General features: G+C 69.9%; 11 protein-coding genes and 2 pseudogenes. 10 read left to right on the forward strand and 3 right to left on the reverse strand.

Annotated features, from left to right (window positions below; all coding sequences use genetic code 11):
- Window positions 1-243: 243 nt before the first annotated feature.
- Window positions 244-1317 (reverse strand): glycerate kinase family protein, encoded by a 1074-nt coding sequence (locus tag GONAM_RS16190; RefSeq protein WP_006867838.1) that lies wholly within the window; start codon window positions 1315-1317, stop codon window positions 244-246.
- Window positions 1318-1466: 149 nt separating this feature from the next.
- Between GONAM_RS16190 and GONAM_RS16195 the strand changes: the two genes are divergently transcribed.
- From GONAM_RS16195 to GONAM_RS22975, 5 genes and pseudogenes are all read left to right on the forward strand, one after another.
- Complete coding sequence (locus tag GONAM_RS16195) at window positions 1467-2150, forward strand: DUF3043 domain-containing protein (RefSeq protein ID WP_006867839.1); 684 nt, start codon at window positions 1467-1469, stop codon at window positions 2148-2150.
- A 3-nt stretch (window positions 2151-2153) separates the two neighbouring features.
- Entirely contained in the window at window positions 2154-3941 is a 1788-nt protein-coding gene (cobT, locus tag GONAM_RS16200; protein WP_006867840.1) for a nicotinate-nucleotide--dimethylbenzimidazole phosphoribosyltransferase, read from the forward strand.
- A 24-nt stretch (window positions 3942-3965) separates the two neighbouring features.
- Window positions 3966-4751: an adenosylcobinamide-GDP ribazoletransferase gene (locus GONAM_RS16205; protein ID WP_006867841.1), complete on the forward strand. Its 786-nt coding sequence runs from the start codon at window positions 3966-3968 to the stop codon at window positions 4749-4751.
- 336 nt (window positions 4752-5087) lie between these two features.
- Window positions 5088-5233, forward strand: a pseudogene (locus GONAM_RS22970) (IS110 family transposase); the annotation flags it as partial.
- Window positions 5234-5455: 222 nt separating this feature from the next.
- Window positions 5456-5589, forward strand: a pseudogene (locus GONAM_RS22975) (IS110 family transposase); the annotation flags it as partial.
- 129 nt (window positions 5590-5718) lie between these two features.
- Here the strand turns inward: GONAM_RS22975 and GONAM_RS16215 are convergent.
- Window positions 5719-6825 (reverse strand): branched-chain amino acid aminotransferase, encoded by a 1107-nt coding sequence (locus GONAM_RS16215; RefSeq protein ID WP_040536751.1) that lies wholly within the window; start codon window positions 6823-6825, stop codon window positions 5719-5721.
- 87 nt (window positions 6826-6912) lie between these two features.
- On the reverse strand, window positions 6913-8016 hold the full coding sequence (gene gcvT, locus GONAM_RS16220; RefSeq protein WP_006867844.1) for a glycine cleavage system aminomethyltransferase GcvT: 1104 nt from the start codon (window positions 8014-8016) through the stop codon (window positions 6913-6915).
- Between the two features lie 88 nt (window positions 8017-8104).
- Here gcvT and GONAM_RS16225 point away from each other — a divergent pair, with 88 nt between their 5' ends.
- The 5 genes from GONAM_RS16225 (at window position 8105) to lipA (ending at window position 14375) form a co-directional block, all read left to right on the forward strand.
- Entirely contained in the window at window positions 8105-9658 is a 1554-nt protein-coding gene (locus tag GONAM_RS16225; RefSeq protein ID WP_006867845.1) for a leucyl aminopeptidase, read from the forward strand.
- Window positions 9659-9877: 219 nt separating this feature from the next.
- Window positions 9878-11623, forward strand: coding sequence for a 2-oxoglutarate dehydrogenase, E2 component, dihydrolipoamide succinyltransferase (gene sucB, locus GONAM_RS16230; RefSeq protein WP_006867846.1), 1746 nt, complete (start codon window positions 9878-9880; stop codon window positions 11621-11623).
- Between the two features lie 33 nt (window positions 11624-11656).
- A complete protein-coding gene (locus GONAM_RS16235; protein ID WP_006867847.1) occupies window positions 11657-12553 on the forward strand; it encodes a TIGR01777 family oxidoreductase in 897 nt (298 codons plus the stop codon).
- Window positions 12550-13266, forward strand: a complete 717-nt coding sequence (gene lipB, locus GONAM_RS16240; RefSeq protein ID WP_006867848.1) for a lipoyl(octanoyl) transferase LipB — start codon at window positions 12550-12552, stop codon at window positions 13264-13266. Before GONAM_RS16235 ends, lipB begins: the two co-directional genes overlap by 4 nt.
- Complete coding sequence (gene lipA / locus GONAM_RS16245) at window positions 13263-14375, forward strand: lipoyl synthase (protein WP_006867849.1); 1113 nt, start codon at window positions 13263-13265, stop codon at window positions 14373-14375. The genes lipB and lipA overlap by 4 nt, the downstream gene beginning before the upstream one ends.
- The last annotated feature ends 20 nt before the right edge of the window (window positions 14376-14395 follow it).

Below are 14395 nucleotides of genomic sequence, written 5' to 3' on the forward strand. Positions count from 1 at the left end.
CTACTCAACCAGCGAAGGACACGACCGCTCGTCGCACGCTCCTCGCCTACTCAACCAGCGAAGGACACGACGGCTCGTCGCACGCTCCTCGCCCATCGCGACCGGCGCTCGTTCCTGCCGGCCGAGTAGCGCCGACCGAGCGCAGCGAGGGTGCCGCGTATCGAGGTCACCTACCGCGACCGGCGCTCGTTCCTGCCGGCCGAGTAGCGCCGACCGACGCAGCGAGGGTGCCGCGTATCGAGGTCACCCACCGCCGAAAGCGCCTGCGACCGCCTCCGCGAGCTTCACGAGCTGGTTCTCGGCGTCGTTCATCGCGACCTCGACCGATCCGGCGACATCGACGATGGCGTGCGCACCCGCGATGCCGGCCTCCTCGATCTCGGCCGGGGACAGCGCAACCTGTCCCGCGAGGACCAGCGTCTGCGCCCCGACACCCCCTGCGCCCGTCGTCGTTGCGGCGTTGTGCAGGGCCGACACGACCTTCCCGCGGAGTGTCTGGGAGTCGAACTTGCCCTCGCCGGTGATGACGAGGTCGGCTGCCGCGACGTCGGCGTTCAGGTCGGTGGCGTCGGCGACGACGGTCGCCCCGGACACGCGCCGGCCGCCCAGCGCGAGCAGCGCAGCGCCGAGCCCACCCGCCGCACCGGCACCGGCGTCGGCGGTGATGTCACTCCCGGCGAGCTCGTTCAAAGTGATCGACCACTCGGTGAGGCGCTTCTCGAGGAGTTCGACGGTCTCGGGGTCGGCCCCCTTCTGCGGCGCGAACACCGCCGCGGCGCCCAGCGCACCGAGCAGTGGGTTCTCGACATCCGACGCCACGACGATCTCGACCCCGGTGAGTCGCTCGCGCGCCTCATCCGGCCCGCCGAGTGCGTCGACGAGCCCCGCGCCGCCATCGGTGGTCGAGCTGCCGCCGAGTCCGACGACGAGGCGTCGGGCGCCATGCGCCAGGGCCGCCGCGACGAGTTCACCGACGCCGTGTGTCGTCGCCGCGACCGCGGTCCGCGGGGTCGGCCGGCCGCCCAGTTGATGCAGCCCGCAGGCCTGGGCGCATTCGACGTAGGCGGTCGACGACGCGGCGTCGAAGAGCCAGTGCGCGGTGACGCCGGCGCCGAGTGGACCGTGCACGTCCTCGGCGACGAGGGTGCCGAACCGTGAGGCCAGGACGTCGACGAACCCCGGCCCGCCGTCGGATTGCGGTGCGAGGACGAGGGTGTCGTCGGGTCGGGCGGCCATCCATCCGCGGGCGATGGCGTTCGCGGCCACGACGGCGGACATGGTGTCGCCGAAGGAATCCGGCGCGATCAGGATATGCAAACGCCGACTTCCGTCCCGGGTCATGAGCACGAAGTATAGGAGCGCCGCCGTCACCCGGCAGGGTGACCGATTCGGGGGTCCGCGAGGGTCCACCGAAAAGCGACGACCACGCGTTTCGACCGCAACCGCGATCACCTACCCTCGTAGGCGTGAAGCTGCCATGGAAGAAGGACGAGACGTCGGAGCAATCCGGCGAGAGCACGGTGACCACGTACGCCGCCGACGATGCGGTTACCGAGGACTCCGCGCCGGCCAAGGGCAGCAAGACCACCCCCGGCAAAGGCCGCCCGACCCCCAAGCGTCGCGAGGCCGAGAAGCGCCGTGGGCCCGTCGCGCCGCCGCCGACCACCCGGTCCGAGGCCCGCGCGCGCAAGAAGGAACTGAAGAACACGCTCTCCAAGGACGAGAAGAAGCAGCTCGCCGCGGAGCGTCGCGCCAAGCGCCTCGAGCAGCGTGAGCGGATGATGGAGGGCGACGAGGCCTACCTCATGCCCCGTGACAAGGGCCCGGTCCGTCGCTACACCCGCGACATCGTCGACGCGCGCCGCAACTTCGCCGGCCTGTTCATGCCGTTCGCGATCCTGCTGATCGTGTTGATGTTCATGGTTCCGCAGGCAGCCGGGCTCACCAACCTGATCCTCGTCGCCTTCGTCGTCCTGATGGCCGTCGACGGTTTCATCCTCGGTCGTCTCGTGAATCGCCGTGTCGCCGAACGCTATCCGGACTCGCAGGACGGCGGCTTCAAGCTCGGTTGGTACGCCTTCACCCGTGCGATGCAGCTGCGGAAGATGCGTGCACCCAAGCCCTCGGTGTCGCGCGGCGACGAAGTCTGATCGATGGCCCATCGCGCTACGCGCACACTCGTCCTGGGCGGTGTGCGTTCGGGTAAATCCGCACACGGCGAGTCGCTGCTCCGGGCGCATCAGCAGATCCGGTACCTGGCCACCGGTCCGGTGACCACGACCGACGCCGAGTGGACGGCGCGGGTGAACACCCACAAGCAGCGTCGGGACGCCCGCTACACCACGATCGAGACCACCGATCTCGCCGAGGCCCTCCGCGCGGCACCCGACATCCCGGCCCTGGTCGACGACCTCGGCAGCTGGCTCACCGCGCGGATCGACGCCGTCGACGGCTGGGACTCCGGTTCGGACATCGACCTCGACGCCGACATCACCGAGCTCTGCGACGCGCTGGCGGCGATGAACGCCGACGTGGTGCTGATCAGTTCCGAGGTCGGCCTGTCCCTGGTCCCCCCGACGCCGGCCGGCCGGTTGTTCCAGGACCTGCTCGGCACCTTGAACTCTGCGGTGGCACAGGCGTGCGACCGGGTGTCCCTCGTGGTCGCCGGCCGCGTGCTCGACCTGCCCGGCTCGTCCGTCGAAGATCACAACGGCGCACCGGTCTCCGCGGCACAGTCCACCACGCCCGCTCCCGCCGCCGCGCCGGTCACGACAGCACCGGTGGCGACCCCCGCCCCGGTCACGCCCGGACCGGTCGCCGAGCCCACACCCGTCACGGTGTCCGGCGAGCTCCCCGATCCCACCGACGCCGAGGTCTTCGACCCGATCACTCCACCGAGCGAAGCCGTCGCGTTCGAGGCCCGCGAGCGCCAGAAGTCACTCACCAAGCCACCGGGTTCGCTGGGTCGCCTCGAGGAGATCGGGGTCTGGATCTCCGCGTGCCAGGGCCAGTGCCCGCCCGCGCCGATCACCTCGCCGAGCGTCGTCGTCTTCGCCGGCGATCACGGCGTCGCGCGGGGCGGCGTGTCGGCGTTCCCGCCGGAGGTGACCGCGCAGATGGTCGCCAACATCGAGTCAGGCGGCGCCGCAGTCAATGTCATGGCCGCACGCGTCGGCGCCTCGGTGACGGTCGTCGACATGTCCGTAGACGCCGACACCGCTCCCCATCTGTCGACCTTCAAGGTCCGCCGCAGCAGCGAGGACCTGCGCACCACCGACTCCATCACCCTCGCCGAGGCCCGCGCCGCACTGGCCGCCGGACGGGCCATCGCCGACCGGCTCATCGACTCGGGTAGCGACCTGCTGATCGCCGGCGAGATGGGCATCGGCAACACCACCCCCGCCACCGTCCTCATCGGTGCGCTCACGCGCCGCGAGCCGGTCGAGATCGTCGGGCGCGGAACCGGTGTCGACGACCACGGCTGGATGCGCAAGACCGCCGCGATCCGCGACGGCATGCGCCGCGCCCGCAAGGTCGTGCACGATCCGCTCGCCCTCCTCGCCGCGGTCGGCGGCGCCGACCTGACGGCCACCTCGGGCTTCCTCGCGCAGGCCGCGCTCCGCCGCACGCCCGTCATCCTCGACGGCGTCGTGATCACCGCGGCCGCGATGGTTGCCAACGAACTCGCACCCGGCGCCACGCGCTGGTGGATCGCCGGACACCGCTCGGTGGAGCCCGCGCATCAGATCGCGCTCGACCACCTCGACCTCGAACCGGTCCTCGACCTGTCGATGCGCCTCGGCGAGGGCAGCGGCGCGGTCCTGGCTCTGCCGGTCGTGCAATCGGCCGCCGACATCCTCATCTCGATGGCGACCTTCGCCGAGGCCGGGGTGACCGACCGCGACGATGCGGCCGTACCCGAAGCCGCCGAGACGTCCTGACACCATGACACGTCCGGTCGCGCGATGATCTCGCCGCTACGGGCGGTCCGGACCGCACTGTGCTGGATGACGGTCCTCCCGGTCGGCACGGGGACCGACCCGAATGAGGCACCGGATCGCGCGGTGGGCGGTGCGGTGATGGCCGCGCTCCCTGTTGTCGGCATCGTGATCGGTGCCGCAGCCACAGCCCTTGCGTTCGGCCTGTCGTTCACCGATCTCCCCACCGCTCTCATCGGCATTCTCGTCGTCGTCCTGGCGGCGGCGCTCACGCGCGGAATGCACCTCGACGGCCTGGCCGACACCGCCGACGGACTCGGTTGTTACGGCCCGCCCGAGCGGGTCGCCGAGGTGATGCGCAGCGGGACCGTCGGCCCGTTCGGCGTGGCGACCCTCGTCCTCACACTCGGGATACAGGCCGTCGGGTCGACCGGTCTCGTCAGCCAATCACGGTGGTACGAACTCGCTTTCGCCATCGCCCTGGGGCGGCTGGGAGCCGTGGTCGGCACCCGACGATCGATCTCCCCCGCTCACCCGAACGGCTTCGGCGCCCTCGTCGCCGGTACGCAGCGGGTCTCGATCCCGGTGTGGTGCCTGGTCGCTGCCGCAGCCACGGTGCCGATCGGCCTGCGCGACAACGGGTTCGATGTCGTCGCGGTGGTGCAGGCGCTCGTCGTCGTCCTCGCTGTCGTGGTCTTCGCGTGGGTGTTCACCCGGCACTGCGCGCGGCGCATGGGCGGGCTCAGCGGCGACGTCCTAGGGGCCACGATCGAACTCGGTGTCGCCCTCGCGCTCGTCGGCTTGCTGGTCTGACGCTTCGGAGATCCCCTGCGCGAGCGCGACTTCTGCTCCGCGAGGTGCGAACGCAACCCCCTCAGCTCCCCGAGGGTGCGAACGCGACCCCCTCAGCTCCCTTCAGTGTCAGGGTTGTGGAGCCACGTAAGTGGTGATCGGGTTTCGTCCATCAGGTGTTCGGCTCACCTGCTCCCTGCCGCCCCTGCGGGGTTGGCGTTGCCTCATCGTGCCTGCATCTGGTGTGACGGACCGGTCGGCGTGACTTGATAGGAGCGTGGCAGCGCCCCTCCACTGAAGAATGTCCACCGACCGGCCCGACTGTCCGCCCATTCCCGTGACCGGAAGGCAAACTCCCTGATCGTCATTGGTGCTGATGTTCACAAGCGCTCCCACACCTTTGTCGCCGTCGATTCCGTCGGCCGCGCACTCGGATCACAGTCGTCCCTGCAACCACTACGGGCCATCTCAAGGCGGTGCGTTGGGCCCACACCTTTTACGGTGTCGCAGCGGAGGGGGTGCCGTTCCCAACGCCGGTCGGGGCTCGACGGCCGACGATCAGCAATATGTTTCGCTGGGCGAAACCTATTGCCGGCGACTGCGACCTCGCTCGCCTTTCGGCGGACTGCTGCGTGAAAACTCGTCCCGCCCAGGGGTGTCCGAGGGCAATGTGCCCTCGGAGGCACCTCAGGGGGACGAGATTTTCGACGCTTGCGGAGGTCGCGGAGGTGTCGTGGGCCATCGAGGACTGCCGCAACAGGTCCGCCGCCTCGAAGGTGACCTGCGTGGTGCCCACCAAGAAGTCGTGCGGGTCACGCCACGCTTGATGGCTGAGCATCGCCGCACAGGACGCCGTCGCTCCCTGAGGCGCGAGCGCAGCGAGCCACGAAGGGCCGGCGACGTCATGTCACCAAGCCTTCGTGGCTCGTCGCTTGTGCTCCTCGCTCCTCAGGCAGCGAGTGGGTGGCTCGGCCTGGGTGAGTCTCGCTCAGGCCCGGTAGAGCTCCGTCATCCATCCGTGGGTGTCGGCGAAGGTGCCGCGCTGGATGCCCGTGAGGGTGTCGCGGAGGGCCTGGGTGACCTCACCGGTCTGACCGTTGTTGATGGTGTAGTCCTCGCCCACGCCCTTGACGTGACCGACCGGGGTGATGACCGCGGCGGTGCCACAGGCGAAGACCTCGGTGATGTCGCCCGAGGCGACGCCCTTGCGGAGTTCCTCGGTGGTGATCTTGCGTTCCTCGACCGCGAAGCCGGCGTCGGTGGCCAGCGTCAGCAGCGACGAGCGGGTGATGCCCGGGAGGAGCGAACCCGACAGTTCCGGGGTCACGAGGCGGGCGTCGGCGCCGGAGCCGAACACGAAGAACAGGTTCATGCCGCCCATCTCCTCGATGTAGCGGCGTTCGATCGCGTCGAGCCAGACGACCTGATCGCAACCCTGCTCGGTGGCCTGACGCTGCGCCAGGAAGGCTGCGGCGTAGTTGCCGCCGCACTTGGCGAAGCCGGTGCCACCGGGAGCGGCGCGCACGTACTCGGTGGACAGCCACACGCTCACGGGCTTGATGCCGCCGGAGAAGTAGGCGCCGGCCGGTGAGGCGATGACGGAGTAGATGTACTGCGACGACGGCGCATTGACGCCGAGGCCCGCCTGCGAGGCGAACATGAAGGGCCGCAGGTACAGCGCCTCCTCACCGCCTGACGGCGGAACCCACGCGTTGTCGGCGTCGAGCAGTGCCTTCAGCGACCCGATGAAGTCCTCGACCGGGAGTGCCGGCATGGCGAGCCGCTCGGCGCTGCGCTGCATCCGCTCCGCGTTGGCCTCCGGACGGAAGGCGGCGATCGAACCGTCGGGCTGACGGTAGGCCTTGAGACCTTCGAAGACCTCTTGACCGTAATGCAGCACCATCGCCGAGGGATCGAGCGCGATCGGTCCGTACGGCCGTACCTGCGCGTTGTGCCAGCCCTTGTCCGCGTCGTAGTCCACCATCACCATGTTGTCGGTGAAGTGGCGGCCGAATCCCGGGGCGGAGAGAATCTCCGCGCGACGGTTCTCCGACACCGGATGGGGATGCTCGGTACGGTTGAACTCCAAGGTCATGCGGCCCATGGTACCGCTGGCCGCAAAAGCATTTCCGCGGCCGTCCGATGCGTGTGAGCCGGCGCATGGACCGGCGTCACATCGCGGTCAGACGTGCGAGGGCACGAACGGCGGGATGACGACCTCGCAGGTGAGATCGCGGCCGCGCACGTCGACGACGACCTGGTCGCCCTTCTTGACACCCGACGCGGTGTCCAGCAGCGCGAGCGCGATTCCCTGCTTGAGGGTCGGCGAGAACGTCCCCGAGGTGCACACCCCGATCCTCGTGTCCCCCAACTTGACCGCGCAGTCGGCACGCGGCACGCCGCGGCCGGTCGCCTTGAGTCCGTAGAGGCGACGCGCCGGGCCGGCCTCCTTCTCGGCGAGCAGGGCGTCGCGTCCGAAGAACGACGGCTTGTCCCAGCCGACCGCCCAGCTCGACCGCGCCTGGACCGGGGTGATCTCCGGGCTGAGCTCGTGGCCGTGCAGGGCGTAACCCATCTCGGTGCGCAGGGTGTCGCGGGCACCGAGGCCGGCGGCCTGCCCACCTGCCGCGGTGATCGCCTCGAGCAGCACGTCGAAGACCGCGCCGGCGTCGTCCCAGCGGGGCAGGATCTCGTAGCCGCGTTCACCGGTGTATCCGGTGCGGCACACGCGGACCGGCTTGTCGCCGTCGGCGGTGGACAGCTCGGCGTCGGCGAAGGCCATGTACGCCATGTCGGCGGGCAGGCCGAGTCCTTCGAGGACCTCCGGCGAGCGCGGGCCCTGCACGGCGAAGACCGCGAAGTCGCGGTGCTGGTCGGTGATCGAGATCCCGTCGGGCGCAACGGCCGACATCTGCGCGACGACGCTCGCGGTGTTCGCGGCGTTGGGGACGAGGAACACCTCGTCGTCGCTCACGAGATAGATGATGAGGTCGTCGACGACACCACCGGATTCGTTGCAGCACAGCGTGTACTGCGCCTTCCCTGGAACGATCTTGCCGAGATCGTTGGTGAGGGTCGAGTTCACGAACGCGGCGGCGCCGGGACCCGACACCAGGGCCTTGCCGAGGTGGCTGACGTCGAAGATCGCCACGGCCTCGCGGACCGCGGTGTGCTCGGCGACGGTGCCCGCATACGACACCGGCATGTTCCAGCCGCCGAACTCGGCGAAACTCGCACCGAGTGCGGCATGACGGTCGGCGATGGGTCCGGCGAGGAGTTCACTCATGGCCCATACGGTATCGGGCCGCACCCGCCGGCCGGGCCGGTCCCGCGGCCGATGCCGACATCCGGCGCGCTGTGGCAGAGTTGAGCGGGTGAGCAAGAACGACACCGTCGACCGCGTACGCGGCCCAGAATTCGACCTGTCCACCTCGATCGGCAAGGGCGACGCCGCCCTGGTCATCGGCCTGATCGGCGCGCCCGACGCCGACGCGAAGGCCGACGGCAAGGGTGACTCCACCGCCGAGCCGACGCTCGCCATCGGCGACGGCGTGCTCGACGACGCCCAGGCCGCTGCGATCACCGCCGCGCTGACAGCCCTCGGCGCCACCGGGAAGCACGGCGAGGTCACCCGCCTGGCCGCACCCGAGTCGCTGCCCGTCGACCTCGTCGTCGCGGTCGGCCTCGGCGACGCCGACACCCTCGACGACGCCGACCAGGTCCGTCAGGCCGCCGGCATCGTCGCCCGCGAACTCGACGGCCTCGAGTCGGTCGCGACCACCCTCTCCTCGGTCGACCTCGCCGCCGCCGCGGAGGGCCTGTTCCTCGGCGCGTACCGGTTCGACGAGTTCCGGTCGGAGTCGTCGAAGCCGAAGAAGACACCGCCGCAACACATCACGCTGCTGGTGGAGTCCAAGTCCAAGGAGGCCAAGGCCGAGCTCGACCGCGCGATCGCAGTCGCCGATTCGGTTGCCATCGCCCGCGACTTCGTGAACACCCCGCCCAGCCACCTGTTCCCGGAGGAGTTCGCGGCCCGCGCCCGCACGCTCGGCTCCAAGGCCGGCCTGAAGGTCGAGATCCTCGACGACAAGGAACTCGAGGCGCAGGGTTACGGCGGCATCATCGGCGTCGGCAAGGGTTCCTCGCGTCTCCCCCGCCTCGTGCGCCTGACCCACACCGGCAAGAAGGCGTCCAAGAAGGTCGCCCTGGTCGGCAAGGGCATCACCTTCGACACCGGCGGCATCTCCATCAAACCGGCCGCGAACATGGACCAGATGACCTCGGACATGGGTGGTGCGGCCGCGGTCATCGCCGCGACCATCCTCGCCGCCCGCCTCGACCTCGACGTCTCGGTCACCGCGACCGTGCCGATGGCAGAGAACATGCCGTCGTCGACGGCCCAGCGGCCCGGCGACGTCCTGACCCAGTACGGCGGACGCACGGTCGAGGTCCTCAACACCGACGCCGAGGGCCGGCTGATCCTCGCCGACGCGATCGTGCGCGCGGCCGAGGACGACCCCGACTACCTCATCGACACCGCCACCCTGACCGGCGCGCAGATGGTCGCGCTCGGCACCCGCACCCCGGGCGTCATGGGCACCGACGAGTTCCGCGACCGGGTTGCCGCCCGGTCGGCCGACGTCGGCGAGAACGCCTGGGCCATGCCGCTGCCCGCCGAGCTGCGCGCGGACCTCAAGTCCCGGGTCGCCGATCTCGCCAACGTCACTCCGCACCGTTGGGGCGGCATGCTCGCCGCGGGCATCTTCCTCAAGGAGTTCGTGCCGGAGGACGTGCAGTGGGCCCATATCGACATCGCCGGCCCGGCATTCAACACCGGCGGCCCGTGGGGTTACACCACCAAGGGCGGCACGGGCGTACCCGTCCGCACGATCGCAGCCGTCCTCGAGGACATCGCGGCCAACGGCTGACATGTCATCCCGCCGACGGTTGAGAATCGTTACCCGCGAGTACGAGCCGAATCCGGTCGGCGAAGCGGCGTACGGGTAGGGTGATCCGCGGGGACGAGTGGCTGATCCGCCACCCGTCTCGGCGGTCCCCCCGACCGCTTCCCACCCCCGTGCCCACGGAGCACACACCGACGGGCCACCCCCTACAGACCACCACGTCGAGTTCAGGAGTTCACAACGATGGCCTTCTCCGTCCAGATGCCCGCCCTTGGTGAAAGTGTCACCGAGGGGACAGTCACCCGGTGGCTGAAGGAGGAGGGCGACACCGTTGAGGCCGACGAGCCCTTGCTCGAGGTCTCGACCGACAAGGTCGACACGGAGATCCCCGCCCCGACCTCGGGCGTTCTGACGAAGATCCTCGCCCAGGAAGACGACGTCGTCGAGGTCGGTGGCGAACTCGCACTGATCGGCGACGCCGACGAGGCCGGCTCGGACGATTCGGCCGGTGGCGATGAGCCCACCGAGGCCGCCCCCGAGCCCGAACCCGAGGAGGCGGCCGAGGAGCCGTCCACCGAGGAAGAGGCACCCGCCGAGAAGCCCACCGCCGACACCGGTTCCGGCTCGGCCGAGGGCACCGACGTCCTGATGCCCGAGCTCGGCGAGTCCGTCACCGAGGGCACGGTGACCAACTGGCTCAAGGCCGTCGGCGACGAGGTCGCCGCCGACGAACCGCTGCTCGAGGTCTCCACCGACAAGGTCGACACCGAGATCCCGTCGCCGGTCGCCGGCACCCTGCTCGAGATCCTTGCCGAAGAGGACGACGTCGTCGAGGTCGGCGGCAAGCTGGCCGTCATCGGTGACGCCTCGGCCGTGCCGTCCAAGAAGGAGCCGGAGCCCGAACCGGAGCCCGAGCCGGAGCCGGAGCCGGAGGCCAAGGAAGAGCCGAAGGAAGAGCCCAAGCCGGAACCGAAGCCCGAGCCCAAGGAAGAGCCGAAGGCGCAGGCCCCCGCGAAGTCGGACCCGCCGACCGTCGAGTCGACCCCGTACGTGACTCCGCTCGTGCGCAAGCTGGCCGCGGAGAACAACATCGACCTGAACTCGATCAAGGGCACCGGTGTCGGTGGCCGTATCCGCAAGCAGGACGTGCTGGCCGCAGCCGACGCCGCCAAGAAGCCGGCCGCCGCACCGGAGAAGAAGGCCGAGCCGGCCGCCGCCGCGTCGTCGTCGTCGGCCTCGCCGGAGATCCGCCCGGAGCTCGCCGAGCTGCGCGGAACCACCCAGAAGATCAACCGGATCCGCCAGATCACCGCCAAGAAGACCCGCGAGTCGCTGCAGCAGTCCGCTCAGCTCACGCAGGTGTTCGAGGTCGACATGAGCAAGATCGTCAGCCTCCGCAAGGCGGCGAAGGACAACTTCAAGGCGTCCGAGGGTGTCAACCTGACCTTCCTGCCGTTCATCGCCAAGGCCGTTGTCGAGGCGCTGAAGGCGCACCCGAACGTCAACGCGTCGATCGACGAGGACGCCAAGGAGATCACCTACTACGACAAGGTGCACCTCGGCATCGCGGTCGACACCCCGCAGGGTCTGCTGTCGCCGGTCATCCACAACGCCGACGACCTGTCGGTGGCCGGCCTCGCCCGCGCCATCGCCGACATCGCGGCGCGTGCACGCTCCAACGGCCTCAAGCCCGACGAGCTTGCCGGCGGCACCTTCACCATCACCAACATCGGGAGCCAGGGCGCGCTGTTCGACACCCCGATCCTGGTCCCGCCGCAGGCGGCGATGCTGGGCACCGGTGCAATCGTCAAGCGCCCGGTCGTCATCACCGACGAGGACGGTTCGGAGTCGATCGCGGTGCGGTCGATGTCGTACCTGCCGCTGACCTACGACCACCGCCTCATCGACGGCGCCGACGCGGGCCGCTTCCTCACCACCGTGAAGAAGCGCCTCGAAGAGGCCTCGTTCGCCGCGGACCTGGGTCTCTAGGCAACCGCCGAGCCGACGACGCCGAGGCAAGCGATGCGCATAGCCGTCGCAGGTTCACAGGGCCTCATCGGGAACGCCCTGGTCAACTCGTTGCGCGCGGCGGGCCACACGGTCATCCGTCTGGTCCGCCGCGAGGCACTCGCCGACGACGAGTTCAGTTGGGATCCCGAGACCATCGGGATGCCGCCGGAGAGCCTCGACGGCGTCGACGCGGTGGTCTCGCTCGGCGGGGTCGGTGTCGGCAACGGCCGGTGGACCGGCCGGTTCAAGCAGGAATTGCGCGACTCCCGCATCACGCCGACCGAGGTGCTCGCCGAGGCCGTACGCGACCTCGGCATCCCGACCTTCATCAGCGCCAGCGCGACCGGCTACTACGGCGACACCGGAACCCGGGCCGCGGTCGAAACCGACGGTCCCGGTGAGGGTTTCCTCGCCGAGCTGGTTGTCGACTGGGAGAGGGCCGCGACCACCAACGCCGGCCCCGACACCCGCGTCGTCCTGCTCCGGACCGCGCCGGTCCTCAGCTCACAGGGCGGTCTGCTCGGCAAGCTCCGTCCGCTGTTCAAGCTCGGGCTCGGCGGCCCGATCGGCAACGGCAAGCAGTACTTCTCCTGGATCAGCCTCATCGACGAGGTGCGGGCGATCGAGTTCCTCCTCGACTCCCCCGACATCGCCGGCCCGGTCAACCTGAGCGCCCCCGGATCGCTGCCCTTCGGCGAGTTCTGCAAGGCGCTCGGCAAGGCCGTGCACCGGCCCGCCGTGATGCAGGTGCCGGAGTTCGTGGCGCGCCGCGTCGGCGGCGAGATGGCCGAGGAAATGATTCTGTTCAGTCAACGCGTTGAACCCCACGTGCTCACCGACCACGGATTCACGTTCAACCACCCCGAGATCCGCGAGGCGCTGGCCTACGCGACGAAGCCGGCAACATGACCCACCGTTCCGTCCGCTCCGACTCGGCACCTGTCGAGGTCCGGCACCTGGGCACCGTCGACTACCGCGATGCCTACGAAATGCAGCACCGGCTCGCCGCCGAGCGTGCCGATGGCACGCTCGACCACGACGTGCTCCTCCTGCTCGAACACCCGTCGACCTACACCGCGGGCAAACGCACCGAGGACGCCGACCGCCCCACCAACGGCGCACCGGTCATCGACGTCGACCGCGGTGGCCGCATCACCTGGCACGGACCGGGACAGCTCGTGGGCTATCCGATCGTGAAGCTCGCCGAGCCGCTCGACGTCGTCGAATACGTCCGACGTCTCGAGAGCGCCCTCATCTCCGTGTGCGCCGGCCTCGGCGTCACCACCGGCCGCGTCGAAGGACGCTCGGGCGTGTGGATCGACGACGACGCGGGTGAACGCAAGCTCGGCCAGATCGGCATCCGTGTTGCTCGCGGTGTCGCGCTGCACGGGTTCGCGCTCAACATCGACCCGGACATGTCGGCCTTCGAGGCCATCGTGCCGTGCGGGATCGCCGACGCCGGCGTCACCTCGCTGTCGCGTGAACTGGCACAACCGATCTCGGTCGCCTCTCTTCTCGACACCGTCGCGGCCGCCGTGCTCGACGCCCTGGACACCCCGCGGGAGGCCGCTCCGACGGCGTCCGAGGGGCCCGCGACAGCGAGCGTAGGATCGGTCCGGTGACCGCGTCCCCCCTCACCCCCGGACCCGGTGCCCCCGACGCCAAACCCCCGGCCTCGGCACCCGCACCGAAGACCCCCGCACCTCAGAGCAGCGCTCCCGCCTCGCCCGCTCCCGAGGGCCGCAAGCTGCTGCGCCTCGAGGTGCGCAACGCGCAGACCCCGATCGAGCGCAAGCCCAGCTGGATCAAGACCCGCGCGACGATGGGCCCGGAGTTCACCGAACTCAAGGGACTCGTCAAGCGCGAGGGCCTGCACACCGTCTGCGAAGAGGCCGGCTGTCCCAACATCTACGAATGCTGGGAAGACCGCGAGGCCACCTTCCTCATCGGCGGCGAGCAGTGCACCCGACGCTGCGACTTCTGCCAGATCGACACCGGCAAGCCCGCCGAACTCGACCGCGACGAGCCGCGCCGCGTCGCCGAGAGCGTCCAGGCCATGGGTCTGCGCTACTCGACGATCACCGGCGTCGCCCGCGACGATCTGCCCGACGAGGGTGCGTGGCTCTACGCCGAGACCGTCCGCGCCATCCACCGGCTCAACCCCGGCACCGGCGTCGAGAACCTGATCCCGGACTTCCACGCCAAGCCGGATCTGCTGGCCGAGGTCTTCGAGGCCCGGCCCGAGGTATTGGCCCACAACCTCGAGACGGTGCCCCGCATCTTCAAGCGCATCCGTCCGGCGTTCCGGTACGAGCGCTCCCTCGAGGTCATCACCGCCGCTCGCGATTTCGGCCTGGTGACCAAGTCGAACCTGATCCTCGGCATGGGCGAGACCCCCGAAGAGGTGCAGTCGGCGATCATCGACCTCCACGAGGCCGGTTGCGACATCCTGACGATCACCCAGTACCTGCGTCCCTCGCCGCGGCACCACCCCGTCGAGCGATGGGTCAAGCCGGAGGAGTTCGTCGACCACTCCGAGTTCGCTCAGGAAGTCGGCTTCGCCGGTGTCATGGCCGGGCCGCTGGTGCGCTCGTCCTACCGCGCGGGGCGCCTGTACGCGCAGGCCATGGCCCATCACGGCCGGGAGATCTCGCCCGCCCTGGCGCACCTCGCCGCCGAGGGTTCGGCCAGCCAGGAGGCGTCCAGCCTGATGGCCCGCCTCGCGCGCTGACCGCACCCATTCCCCGCGCG

Origin of the sequence: Gordonia namibiensis NBRC 108229 (genome assembly GCF_000298235.1) — a bacterium.
Lineage (GTDB): Bacteria > Actinomycetota > Actinomycetes > Mycobacteriales > Mycobacteriaceae > Gordonia > Gordonia namibiensis.

Coding starts and splice junctions, on each gene's coding strand:
- cobT (WP_006867840.1), top strand. CDS start 2,154: ATGGCCCATCGCGCTACGCGCACACTCGTCCTGGGCGGTGTGCGTTCG.
- GONAM_RS16205 (WP_006867841.1), top strand. CDS start 3,966: ATGATCTCGCCGCTACGGGCGGTCCGGACCGCACTGTGCTGGATGACG.
- GONAM_RS16215 (WP_040536751.1), bottom strand. CDS start 6,825: ATGACCTTGGAGTTCAACCGTACCGAGCATCCCCATCCGGTGTCGGAG.
- gcvT (WP_006867844.1), bottom strand. CDS start 8,016: ATGAGTGAACTCCTCGCCGGACCCATCGCCGACCGTCATGCCGCACTC.
- sucB (WP_006867846.1), top strand. CDS start 9,878: ATGGCCTTCTCCGTCCAGATGCCCGCCCTTGGTGAAAGTGTCACCGAG.
- GONAM_RS16235 (WP_006867847.1), top strand. CDS start 11,657: ATGCGCATAGCCGTCGCAGGTTCACAGGGCCTCATCGGGAACGCCCTG.
- lipB (WP_006867848.1), top strand. CDS start 12,550: ATGACCCACCGTTCCGTCCGCTCCGACTCGGCACCTGTCGAGGTCCGG.